Genomic DNA, 9,585 nt, shown 5'->3' on the forward strand with positions numbered 1-9,585 from the left:
CGTACATCAAGGACGGCGAGAACGCCCCGGCCGCGTCGAGTATCCCGTTCGATGTCACCGTGCCTGCCGATGGGCTCTGGGTGATGGGCGACAACCGGGGGAACTCCGCCGACTCCCGCCTCCAACAGGGCACGCCCTCCAAGGGCTTCGTGCCGATCGACAACGTGACCGGCCGAGCCGTCGCGATCACGTGGCCGATCGACCGATGGCGCTGGCTCGACAACTTCCCCAGCACGTTCCAGGGCCTCGATCCTCGCTAGAAGCAACCACCACAGCGAAGCCGACCCTCGACGCCGCGTCGACGGCGCGGAGTACGTGGCTCCTAGGCAGCGCGTCGAGGCGGCAGGTGAGGGGTGGCGGCTTACGGTGAGTGGTCGGTTTCAGAGAGGGCGTCGTGCGCAGCGGAGAAGTGACGAAGGACCGCCTGGCTGGACGACCGCCGATGCGATACCCGGACACGGCGTCGCGAGCGGTGATGACCCGTCGCGGCTGGTGGCTGCTGGGCCTGAATATGCTGATCCCCGGATCGGCGCAGGTCCTCGCCGGCTCGCGGCGCCTCGGGCGCTTCGGTCTTGCAGCAACCCTCGCGCTCTGGACGGTGCTGGCTCTGACGCTGGCGTTGTTCCTGCTACTGCCCTCGGTCTTCTACTCGCTCGTCGCCCTCGACGGGACACTGATCGTCGCGCAGGCGTTGCTCCTTGGCTACGCGGCGTTCTGGCTCGTGCTCACTCTCGACACCCTGAGGCTGGCCCGCCTGGTGAGAGTCGCGCCGCGAGCGCGCGCCGCGCTGAGTGCAGCGACCGTCGCGCTCCTCCTGGTGTCGGTGGGGACGGCCGGCTATGGCAGCCACCTGATCGGGATCTCCCACGGGCTGCTCTCGAACGTGTTCGGGGACGGGCAGATGGCCGCGCCCGTCGACGGCCGCTACAACATCCTTCTGCTCGGCGGCGACGCCGGCGGGGACCGTGACGGTCTGCGCCCTGACAGCATTTCCGTCGCCTCGATCGACGCAAGCACCGGCGCAGCAACCATCGTCGGCCTCCCCAGGGATCTCCGGGACGTACCGTTCCGGGAGGGATCACCGATGGCCGAGCTCTATCCGGACGGGTACCTCTGGAACGAGTGCAACGTCGACCCGTGCATGCTCAACTCGATCTACACCGAAGTCGAGCTGAAGAGCCCCGAGCTGTACCCGGACGCCGAAGCTGAGGGCAGCGCCCCCGGTATCGAGGCGATGCGCGATGCGGCCGAAGGCGCCCTCGACATGACCATTCAGTACTACGCCCTCATCGACATGCAGGGCTTCGCGGACCTCATCGACGCGCTCGGTGGCATCGACATCGACTACACCGGCGAGGACGACCTGCCCTTCGGCGGGGTCCTCGACCCCGACACTGGCGAGCTCGTCGGAGTGAACGGCTGGCTCAAGCCCGGCAAGCACCACCTCGACGGCAACAACGCCCTCGCCTACGCCCGCTCCCGCTACGGATCCGCTCGCGGCGACTACGACCGCATGGAACGACAGCGTGAAGTGCAGGGTGCGATCCTCACCCAGTTCGCCCCCGCCAACGTGCTGCTGAAGTTTCAAGCCATCGCGGATGCCGGCTCGAACGTCGTCCAGACCGACATCCCACAGGGCATGCTCGGCGGGTTCGTGCAGCTCGCTCTCAAGACCCGCTCGCAGCCCATCGGATCCATCGAACTCACCCCGCCGGACGTCAATCCCGAAGACCCCGACTACGACGCGATCCGCGCCTCCGTCGCCGCAGCACTCGACACGTCCACGACCGGCTGATCAAGCGTCCGTAAGACCATGGTCAGCCGGTCAGCTCCGAGGGGGCCGCTTCCACTCGGCCGCGAGGATCGCGTAGACCGCTGAGTCGATCCAGGTCTCTCCGCGTTTCTCGCTCTGCAAGAACAGGGCCTCTCGCCGGAGGCCCATCCGCTCCATCGCGTGCACGGAGCTGCGGTTGTGGGCTGCGGCGCGCCCGACGATGCGATGGAGGTTGAGCGATCCGAACCCGATGTCGAGCAGGGCGGCGCCCGCTTCGAGCGAGTAGCCCAGGCCGGCCGTGTCGGGGTGGAGAAACATGCCGATCTCGCCCTGCTGTCCATCCGCGGATCGGATGAGGACGGCATCACCGACGAGCATCCTCGACGCTCGGATCTCGATCCCGTAGAAGCGGCGGTGACCTGGTTCGCGCAGCTCCCACTCGATGTCTCGCTCCTCGAACCAGGGGATGTACTGCCCCTCCGTCAGCGGCGGGTGCCCGAGGAAGCGGGAGGCATGGGCGTCGCCCCGATATGACATGACCGCCGCCTCGTCGTCTCTTGTGAGTCGACGCAGCCGGAGGCGTCGCGTGAGGAGATCGACTGACGCTTCCATCTGCTCAGGCTAGGTGCAGGCTCCGCCAGTCCTGCGAGACGCCATGGCGTCCGAGGATCATTCGGCGTCCGGCAGGGGATGGTCGACCGGGCGTCCGCTCCGGGCGTGATGGATGTGAGTGCTACTTCTCCCGCTCGCGACGCCAGTCGACGAAGACCGCGAGCGACACGATCGCCAGCCCGATGCCGAACGGGATACTCCAGCGCTCCTGCGTGACGAGGCCAACAATGACGAAGACCGCGCCGAACACCACCCCGAAGACTGCTCTGCTCACCGTCCAGGCTTCGACGTCTACAAATCCGAGCCGAAGCAGGCGAGCGATCCTCCGCCAGATCGAGGGTTTGGACGACGCACTCATGTGGTGACAGTAGGACACGTTGCGGCAGCTTCGCTCACGGGCTCGGTGACCGGTGGTCGCCGGGTCGGTCAAGCTACCTACTGGAATCGCGAGTCCCGTATGAGGATCGCCCAGTGCGACACTTCCCACCCGAAGGTCAGAGGGTGGGAAACCAGCTTGAGTTGTCCACGATCCACAGCGACACGGAGTTCCAGAGTCCCGTGATGACGAGGACGCCGATCGCGATGAGGAGCACGGCGACGGCCTTGTTGGCGTAGGCGCCGATGCGGCGCAGCCGGCGGCGTGAGCGTGCTGCGCGGGCGAGGACGAGTCCGAGCAGGAACAGCGGGGTGAGCATGCCGAGGAAGTAGACGAACCCCAGCGCGACGCCGAGTCCCACGGTGTCGATGTTGGAGGCGAGGCCGTAGGCGATGGCGAGGGACGGGCCGAGGCAGGGGTACCAGACGGCGGCGCAGCTGACTCCGAGCAGCAGTGCTTTCGCGGCCGAGCCGCCTGGGGTGGAGGTCTTCGTGATCCACGGGATCCGGAGGACGCCGAGGGAATAGAGGCCGGCGGCGATGAGTAGTCCGCCGGCGATGAACGTGTACGGCGGCCGAGCGAGGTTCACGTTCGCGCCGAACGCGAGCAGCAGCGCCACCGACCCGATCAGCACGAGCGCGGCACCGACCGCGAACGCGAGGATCGACCACACCTGCCGAGACGGTCGAGCACGTCCGTTCCCTGTCGAGGTGAGGGCGCCGACGATGCCGGGGAGGATCGGTGCAGCGCAGGGGGAGAGCAGAGCGAGCGCGCCCGCGAGGAACGCGGTGCCGAGCTCGGGGAACATCCCCTCACCCTAGTTTCCGGAAAGGGCGCGCCTTGGTCCCGCGCTTCCTAGGCTGACCTCGTGACCTGGACAAGTCGACCGCGCAGCATCGTAAGGGTGACCGCTCGAACCCTCGCCGCCACGGTCGTTTCTGCCGCCGTCGCGGCCTCGCTCAGCGGGTGCTTCACCACTACCGAGCGGCCGCTGCTCACCTTCGCGGACCTCGACCGGGCAGCGACCGACGCCGATACGTTCCCGACGCTCCCTCCGCAGGCCTCCTGGTCCGAGATGGACGAGACCAGCTCCCGGCTCGTCAGCCGAGTCGGAGACCGATCGCTGTTCCTGGCGCGCACGAGCGATCCAGATACGACGTGCCTGACGAGCTTCGCTGACGAAGACACGTGGGACCAGAGCTGCGGGGCCGGCGACTTCGACGCCACGATCGGTCGGAACACGGTCCACGTCGTCCCGGACGGCGCGGGCGCGGAAGAGACGTGGACGCCGCTCAGCGAGAACGTCTACCTCGACGGCGTTGGTGTGCGGTGACGACGATCGAGGAGCTGCGACTGGCGCTCGTTCCCGTGTTCGAGGAGATGCTGCACGGGGAAGAACGCTCGTCGCTTCAGCTGCACTTCGTGCGGCTCGCAGAGTGGCCGGACGGTTCTCCTCTGAGCCCTGCGGATCGCCTCGATGATGGCAGTGTCATCGCGCAGTGGGCTGTCCTCGACGAGACGGGCTCATCGCGAGAGCTTCAGAGCGGCGCCCCCCTGTCGGTCCTCGCTCTAGCCGTGCAGAGCGACCTTCAAGACTTCATCGCGGAGAGCTTCTTCGGGTGGGGACAGCTCAGGGGTACTTAACGCTCCTGTCACCTTCTGGCACCGGTCGCCTCCGCCGGTAGAGGCCAGCGGCAGGTGATCACATCGATGAACCATCGAGACCTGACCACCTCCTCAACAAAGCACTGTCGTCGTACAGTCTGGCCATGGGTGCATTGGTTCGGCGGCGCGTTCGGTGGTGGTGGCTCGCGATCGCGTTCGTTGCTCTCGTCGCGGTGGTCTTTCTCGCCAGTGACCGTTCGGGTAGCTGCGCGGAGTACGTGAACTCGCCAGGCGTGTGCACCAGCGTCAACGAGGATCCTCGTACCTGGGTCCTCGTCGGAATCGGCAGTCTGATCGTCCTCGGCGCGCTGTATGGAGCGTTTCGGCGCAGGTAGTCGAGCCCTGGAAACGGAGCGCGGCCGTCCCGTAAGGGGTCGGTCAGAGACGCATTCTGACGCAGCGGCTCCACCGCGGAGAGCGAGTTCGGTCGGGGATATCTCTGCGGTCATGGATCGCTCCTGCGACCGGACGCGCTGCTTAGGCTGTCGCGCATGCGAGGGCGTGCAGTGATGGTGGTCGGGCTTTGTGGGATCGGGTTGCTGATGCTCGGCTGCGCACGTGCCGAGCCGCAGAGGCTACCGGGGCTGGGGTCGAGTGAGCCAGCTCCAGAAGGGGCGGTGTATCGCTCCTTCTATCGAGGTGGTGTCGAGGCATTCGAGGCGAGTCGGGTCCGCTGGCTCGATGACGGAGATGGCTTTGAGCTGACCCTCACGGGAAGTGGGAACTGCCCGGTCGTCCCCGTCACGATTGAAGTCCTGGCTCCGGACCGCCTGCTGATCGAGACGAAGCAGCAGGTCGACCCCGCCGGATGTCAGGAGGACGCCGCGCTGTGGAGCTTCGTGCTCGATGCACCCGAAGGTCTCGACAGCACCGCGCCGGTCCAGGTTGACATCTCCGGAGAGAGGATCGCCTCTACCGAAGAAATGGCACCACGACGGTGAATCGGAACCTGCCCGGAGCAGGACATCCCGTATGGGGATCGCTCGGTGCGACACTTTCGGCCGGTCGGGACGACGAGCCGCTCGGCCTCACCCGGCCAGACGTAGGGTGGGCAGATGGGTCATCACTCGGTTGCACTCACGCTCCTGCTGGCCGTGGTGGGCACCATGACCGCGTGCGCGCCGGAGCCAGTTGATCGCGCGCAGCTCACTCAGTGGCGCTCGGACCGTCAGGCTGACATCAACGCGGGTAGTCCCTTCCTCGCTGTGCTGTCGTCCGATTCGAGTGCTGGGCAGGAAGGGGATCGGCTGGAGGCTGTCTTCGACCAACCAGAGCTGCCCAGCGCCATCACCTTCGAATGCTTCGGGGACGGCACAATCGAACTGCAGCTCGACTCCGATTCCAAGACCGGCACGGTGACGACGGGTAAGACCACTGTCCAAACCGTCGATTGCGGCGACGGACCGCTCGACATCGACCCGGCATTCCTCGGCACCGATCCGATCGACCTCGTCGGCGTGGCTACAACTGACGCCGATCGCGATACGGCTTGGTTCCTGACCGTGCGTGGGGCGCAGAGCACCTCCTGACGGCTCACCGCTCATGTCGGCTCCCGCGGGGCAATCTGGTTCGTCCCGTAAGGGGATCGCTCACCGGGCGCTGAGCCGGGTCGACCCGCCTGGGCGATCTGGCTGCTCTGCCGCTCAGCTGTTGCGGGCGATGTAGTCATGGATCGCGGCGAGACGGTCCTGGTTCTTCGCCTTCAGTTCGTCCAGGGCGTCCTGGCTCGCGGCGATCAGTGGCGCCTGGTATGACGCCTCGAGGTCGCCCAGCGTCTGGGTCAGGCCCGTCGCGGTGTTGCAGCGCGCTTCGGTCGTCGCGATGCGAATCTCTTCCGCTTTGTCTGCCGACGTTCCGCCCATTCTCGATGCGAGTTCGTTGGCCTCGACCGAGCTCCAGTCGCCCGATCCGGTGCGGGGCTCCAGCCCTTCCTCTCGCAGGCACTGCCACCACGCCTCGCGGGCTTGCTGCCAGGCCGGGTCGGCGGAGGCCGCGTTGTACGCCAGGGTCTGGATCTGAGGAACGAGCGACTCGGTGAGCTCCGCATTGTCGGGGGTGAAGCTCGTGATTTCGGGATCCGGTTGCATCGCGCATTCCTCGTAGGCCGCCTCCCATGCATCGCCTCCCGCTGCCCGGTCGGCTTCGAACGCGGCGTTGATGGCGGACGGCGCTGCGCCGTAGCCGTAGAGACGCGCCCGCGATTCGTTCCAGATCCCGTAGCTGCGATCGCCGAACCGCGATGCGGTGTCGTCCTCGACGGAGGCCGCGGAGTAGGCGAAGCCCTTCTCGTTCATGCACTTCGCGAAGGCGATGTCGGTGGCGTGGTTCGCGAGAGCGAGCGTGGACGCGGGGCCGTAGAAGTCGTACTCGGTCAGCGGAAGGACGATCTCTCCGGACTCCGTGTCGAGGTAGGCGTGGGCGGACGGATCGGGGGTGAGCGCTGCGCTGCTGGCGCTCTGGGAGCAACCGGTCAGGGCGAGGGGAACGGCCGCGAGCAGCGCGACCACGGGGAATCGGTGGAGCCTCATGATGATGACCTTTCAGAAGTCGGCGTTGACGAGGACGCGGCTGCGGGTGGGTCTCAGGTGCGTCGTGTCTCCAGTGAAGGCGCGGCCGGACGTGGAGTCCTCAGCTGAACAGTCACGTCCTCTCGTCCGTTCGGACGAAAGATGCATCTGTCCGCGCTCGCCAACGAGGCGGCCCGTTAGCGTCGTGGCATGTCAGGTCTTCTCCGCCGAATCCCGCTGCGCGCGGTCGACGTCGCTGTCGCTGTCGCGTTCGTCGGCTTCTGGTGGTCCGCCGAAGCCGGCCGTCTCGCCGGGCCGGACGGACTGACGAGAGGCGCCGTCCTCCTTCTCATCGCTCTGGTCATCGCCATCGGTGTCCGGCGACCGTGGATCGCGGCCGGCGCAGCTGCGGTCATGGTGACCGTCTCGCTTCTGCTGCTGGACTACGAGTCGGGGACGCTGTGGCCCTCCGCGATGGGAGTGGCCTACATCGCCGCGCGCACGGGAGCGCAGACGATGACGCGCGGCAGATGGCTGCTCTCCGTGGTACTCGTCGTCGCTGGGTGCGCACTTGCGCTGCCGACCGGTGGACCGGTTTTCGCCGCCGTGCTCGCTGGAGTCGTGGTGCTCGCGTGGGCCGGCGGTCACCTCTTCCGGGTCCGCCGGGAACGAGCGCGGCTGCTCGCGGAGCAGCGCGTCCTCACGCAGGGACTCGAGGACGCCGGACGTGAGCTGAACCTCATCTCCGAGCGTGCTCGTATCGCGCGGGATGTGCACGACATCATGGCTCAGTCCCTCTCGATCGTCCTCGCGCAGGCCGACGGCGCCGCGCGCTTGGTCCGAGCCGATCCCGGCCGCGCCCAGGCGTCCCTCGGAGTGATCTCCGACGTCGCGCGCTCCTCCCTCGTGGAAGTGCGGATGCTCATCGAGTCGATCGGACCCAGCCCCGTCACCCTCGACCAGCCGACCCTCAGCGAGCTGCCGCACCTCATCGAGCGCTTCGACAGCGCTGGCCTGACAGTCGGCTTCGCGGAGGACGGGGAACGGCTCACGCTCACCGAGGGGCAGCAGCTGGCCGTCTACCGGATCGTGCAGGAGGCGCTGACCAACGCGCTCCGCTACAGCGGCGATCGCCCCAACGCCTTCGTCCGGCTGCTCTGGAACGGAACCGCGCTCCTGCTCGAAGTCACCTCCCACGGGCGACCAGGGCGAGAGCCCTCAGTCGGCTCCGGGATGGGAGTCGCCGGAATGAAGGAACGCGCCGAGCTCGCCGGCGGGTGGCTCACCGCCGAGGGCACGGACGGCGACGGCTCCTTCGTCGTCACCGCCTCCATCCCGGCACCGGATCCCGAGCGCGGCACGTGATCCGAGTCGCGGTAGCCGATGACCACCTCCTGTTCTGCTCAGGGCTGGAAATGCTGATCGACGCAGAAGCCGACCTCCACTTCGCTGGCGCCGCCTACGACGGAGCCGCCGCCATCGAGCTGGTGCTCGAGCAGAATCCAGACGTCCTGCTCCTCGACGTGCGCATGCCCGTCCTCGACGGCATCTCGACAACCCGACGTCTCACGCAGCACTCCGGCATCAGCACCCGCGTCATCATCCTCACCACCCACCAGCACGACAGCGCGATCGCGCAGGCTCTCTCCGCCGGCGCCGCCGGCTTCCTCGTGAAAGACGCCTCCACCGAACTGCTCCTCGGAACAATCCGCGCAGTGGCCGCCGGCCGGACCGTCGTCGCCGGCGCCGCCGAGCACCTGCCGGTGCGCGACTACCTGCCCTCGGCGTCGACCACGACGCCCGAAGTTCTCAACGCGCTCTCGGTCAAGGAAAAGGAGATCTTCGCGTCCGCCGCGGAGGGCCGGAGCATCGCCGAGATCGCAGCCGCCGCGCACCTCAGTGAATCCACGATCAAGAGCCACATATCCAGCATCCTGAGCAAGCTCGGACTCGCCTCGCGTCTGCAGCTCGTCGCCTTCGCCCACCGGCACGGTCTCGTGTAGCCAGCCTGCGACACCATTCGATCGCCTACAGCGTTCAGCACCGCGTCCCGTATGGGGATCCCTGCACGGTCACTAGTCGGCGCAGCTATCGCCCCCCTCAGCCGCCGGTGGGTAGCTGCGGCGTCTCGAAGAAGAGGTACGGCAGGAAGTGGAGTGTCACGGAAGCGGCGATGCCGATGATCGGCACGATCCAGTAGCGCTGGCGAGGGTGAGCGAGTCGGCGGACGGTGATGAAGGCGACGACGGGTGTCACGAGGGCCGGCACCCATGCGCCAAGCGTTGCCCACTGCACGGCTGGTCCGAAATCGCGCAGGTCCTGTGCTTCATCGAAGGCCGGGTGCATCAGGTTGCCGTAGTGCAGCAGCGTGAACGGGACCAGGGCGACGGCGAGTGCGAAGTGAACGACCGCGAAGACACCGATTCGGAAGCGAGCGCGGTCGAGGTTTATCGCGAAGGCCGGAGAGGTCACGAGCGAAGACTAGCCAGTGAGGACGGTCTGCTTGCTAGGCAACCGCGAGAGGTCCGCCCGCCGATCGAGGCGTCCGTATGGGGATGGTCGACCGGACGGCCGGTAGGGGTCGTTCTCACATGCTCGTCCGCGCGGTCGACGTGAGGAACGGGGTGGTTAGTACCGGCGGATAGAGACGT

The 9,585-nt window shown here is 67.2% G+C and carries 14 protein-coding genes; 9 read left to right on the plus strand and 5 right to left on the minus strand.

The features are described 5' to 3' along the window. Both C5C54_RS16995 and C5C54_RS17000 read left to right on the plus strand, forming a co-directional pair. Nucleotides 1-260 (plus strand): S26 family signal peptidase (locus C5C54_RS16995; RefSeq protein WP_219812224.1); only part of this gene is annotated, 260 nt, incomplete at its 5' end. Between the two features lie 182 nt (nucleotides 261-442). Next, the gene (locus C5C54_RS17000; RefSeq protein WP_258063365.1) at nucleotides 443-1,795 is read left to right on the plus strand and encodes an LCP family protein; all 1,353 of its coding nucleotides are present in this window, start codon (nucleotides 443-445) and stop codon (nucleotides 1,793-1,795) included. A 30-nt stretch (nucleotides 1,796-1,825) separates the two neighbouring features. Here the strand turns inward: C5C54_RS17000 and C5C54_RS17005 are convergent, their stop codons facing one another. From C5C54_RS17005 to C5C54_RS17010, 3 genes are all read right to left on the minus strand, one after another. Next, a complete protein-coding gene (locus C5C54_RS17005; protein WP_104288851.1) occupies nucleotides 1,826-2,386 on the minus strand; it encodes a GNAT family N-acetyltransferase in 561 nt (186 codons plus the stop codon). 121 nt (nucleotides 2,387-2,507) lie between these two features. Further along, on the minus strand, nucleotides 2,508-2,660 hold the full coding sequence (locus C5C54_RS18105; RefSeq protein WP_181127927.1) for a hypothetical protein: 153 nt from the start codon (nucleotides 2,658-2,660) through the stop codon (nucleotides 2,508-2,510). Nucleotides 2,661-2,880: 220 nt separating this feature from the next. Beyond that, a complete protein-coding gene (locus C5C54_RS17010; RefSeq protein ID WP_104288852.1) occupies nucleotides 2,881-3,570 on the minus strand; it encodes a cytochrome c biogenesis CcdA family protein in 690 nt (229 codons plus the stop codon). A gap of 96 nt (nucleotides 3,571-3,666) precedes the next feature. Between C5C54_RS17010 and C5C54_RS17015 the strand changes: the two genes are divergently transcribed. From C5C54_RS17015 to C5C54_RS17030, 5 genes are all read left to right on the plus strand, one after another. Further along, entirely contained in the window at nucleotides 3,667-4,095 is a 429-nt protein-coding gene (locus C5C54_RS17015; protein ID WP_104288853.1) for a hypothetical protein, read from the plus strand. Further along, the gene (locus C5C54_RS17020) at nucleotides 4,092-4,406 is read left to right on the plus strand and encodes a hypothetical protein (protein WP_104288854.1); all 315 of its coding nucleotides are present in this window, start codon (nucleotides 4,092-4,094) and stop codon (nucleotides 4,404-4,406) included. Before C5C54_RS17015 ends, C5C54_RS17020 begins: the two co-directional genes overlap by 4 nt. Before the next feature lie 125 nt (nucleotides 4,407-4,531). After that, nucleotides 4,532-4,762, plus strand: a complete 231-nt coding sequence (locus C5C54_RS17765; RefSeq protein ID WP_146076642.1) for a DUF4179 domain-containing protein — start codon at nucleotides 4,532-4,534, stop codon at nucleotides 4,760-4,762. A gap of 282 nt (nucleotides 4,763-5,044) precedes the next feature. Continuing rightward, nucleotides 5,045-5,368 (plus strand): hypothetical protein, encoded by a 324-nt coding sequence (locus C5C54_RS17025; protein WP_104288855.1) that lies wholly within the window; start codon nucleotides 5,045-5,047, stop codon nucleotides 5,366-5,368. A 114-nt stretch (nucleotides 5,369-5,482) separates the two neighbouring features. Continuing rightward, a complete protein-coding gene (locus C5C54_RS17030; RefSeq protein WP_104288856.1) occupies nucleotides 5,483-5,956 on the plus strand; it encodes a hypothetical protein in 474 nt (157 codons plus the stop codon). Between the two features lie 114 nt (nucleotides 5,957-6,070). On the opposite strand, the gene C5C54_RS17035 is transcribed toward C5C54_RS17030, so the two are convergent. Further along, nucleotides 6,071-6,934 (minus strand): hypothetical protein, encoded by an 864-nt coding sequence (locus C5C54_RS17035; protein ID WP_104288857.1) that lies wholly within the window; start codon nucleotides 6,932-6,934, stop codon nucleotides 6,071-6,073. Nucleotides 6,935-7,144: 210 nt separating this feature from the next. Between C5C54_RS17035 and C5C54_RS17040 the strand changes: the two genes are divergently transcribed. Together C5C54_RS17040 and C5C54_RS17045 are read left to right on the plus strand one after the other, a co-directional pair. Next, nucleotides 7,145-8,299, plus strand: a complete 1,155-nt coding sequence (locus tag C5C54_RS17040) for a sensor histidine kinase (protein WP_104288858.1) — start codon at nucleotides 7,145-7,147, stop codon at nucleotides 8,297-8,299. Further along, complete coding sequence (locus C5C54_RS17045; protein WP_104288859.1) at nucleotides 8,296-8,937, plus strand: response regulator transcription factor; 642 nt, start codon at nucleotides 8,296-8,298, stop codon at nucleotides 8,935-8,937. Before C5C54_RS17040 ends, C5C54_RS17045 begins: the two co-directional genes overlap by 4 nt. A gap of 97 nt (nucleotides 8,938-9,034) precedes the next feature. Here C5C54_RS17045 and C5C54_RS17050 read toward each other — a convergent pair whose 3' ends face one another. Beyond that, nucleotides 9,035-9,406 carry a hypothetical protein gene (locus C5C54_RS17050; RefSeq protein WP_104288860.1) on the minus strand — a complete coding sequence of 124 codons (372 nt, stop codon included), beginning with the start codon at nucleotides 9,404-9,406 and terminating at the stop codon, nucleotides 9,035-9,037. Between the last annotated feature and the right edge of the window lie 179 nt (nucleotides 9,407-9,585).

The organism is Rathayibacter sp. AY1F2 (assembly GCF_002930885.1).
In the GTDB taxonomy this organism is placed as follows: domain Bacteria; phylum Actinomycetota; class Actinomycetes; order Actinomycetales; family Microbacteriaceae; genus Rathayibacter.

Excerpts from the sequence above, each read along its gene's own strand:
- C5C54_RS17040 (WP_104288858.1), top strand. The coding sequence starts at position 7,145 with ATGTCAGGTCTTCTCCGCCGAATCCCGCTGCGCGCGGTCGACGTCGCT.
- C5C54_RS17010 (WP_104288852.1), bottom strand. The coding sequence starts at position 3,570 with ATGTTCCCCGAGCTCGGCACCGCGTTCCTCGCGGGCGCGCTCGCTCTG.
- C5C54_RS17765 (WP_146076642.1), top strand. The coding sequence starts at position 4,532 with ATGGGTGCATTGGTTCGGCGGCGCGTTCGGTGGTGGTGGCTCGCGATC.
- C5C54_RS17030 (WP_104288856.1), top strand. The coding sequence starts at position 5,483 with ATGGGTCATCACTCGGTTGCACTCACGCTCCTGCTGGCCGTGGTGGGC.
- C5C54_RS17005 (WP_104288851.1), bottom strand. The coding sequence starts at position 2,386 with ATGGAAGCGTCAGTCGATCTCCTCACGCGACGCCTCCGGCTGCGTCGA.
- C5C54_RS17000 (WP_258063365.1), top strand. The coding sequence starts at position 443 with ATGCGATACCCGGACACGGCGTCGCGAGCGGTGATGACCCGTCGCGGC.